This is a genomic window from Thermosulfurimonas sp. F29 (assembly GCF_019688735.1).
Taxonomy (GTDB): Bacteria; Desulfobacterota; Thermodesulfobacteria; order Thermodesulfobacteriales; family Thermodesulfobacteriaceae; genus Thermosulfurimonas_A.
The window spans coordinates 1-788 of sequence record NZ_JAIFYA010000009.1; the positions used below are offsets into that span (position 1 = coordinate 1).

A 788-nucleotide genomic window follows, 5' to 3' on the forward strand; every position below is an offset into this window, starting at 1 on the left:
TACTCCTGGCAAGAAGATTCCGCTACCCGGGAGAAAACCGTTACCGATGAGGACATTGGAGATATTTCTTTCGGGATTTCCTATCAATTTTTGTATGAGAAAGGTTCGTGGCCGGATGCCGTATTGAATTTAAGAGTGAAGACGCACACCGGAAAAGATCCCTATCATATAGATACTGACGATCGAGGCCGTCCGGAAGAGTTGCCTACCGGAAACGGGCACTGGGGTATTTCTGCCGGGGTCACTTTAGTGAAGCGGAGTGATCCGGCGGTACTTTTCGGGGGTTTGACTTATTTTTACAATATCAAAAGGACAATTAAGGATTATGGAGAAGTTCGTCCGGGAGCCAGTTTAGACTTTAGTATAGGTATGGCTTATGCTCTTAACGAGAGATTTTCTACTAATATATTTTACGACCAGAAAATTTACAGCCGTACTAAAATCGATGGAAAAAAGCAACCCGATACAGATTTTAATGTAGCGATGCTTTACTTTGGGGCTTCTTATGTCCTGTCTCCACAGACTTCCCTTAATATCTCCATAGGTGTTGGACTTACAGATGATGCTCCCGATGTAAGTATAGAAATTCGCTTACCAATTAAGTTTTACCCAACTTTGACACCCCGGGCAAAAAAATTCTCTTGTATCAACGGTTTTCGGGCACACTACCTCCACGTTCCACAACACCTTCTTCCTCTCCTGCCTCCAGCACCCTTCCCGGCACCCTCATACCCACCGCCCTGAACGCCTCATACGCCCTCCCCTCAAGCTCCGTCCTCACCAAATAC

1 protein-coding gene is annotated in these 788 nt (G+C 45.8%); it reads left to right on the plus strand.

Going from position 1 to position 788, the window contains the following annotated elements; genetic code table 11:
- Positions 1-744: transporter (locus K3767_RS12000; RefSeq protein WP_221173839.1), on the plus strand; the 744-nt coding region annotated here is incomplete at its 5' end.
- Positions 745-788 lie beyond the last annotated feature (44 nt).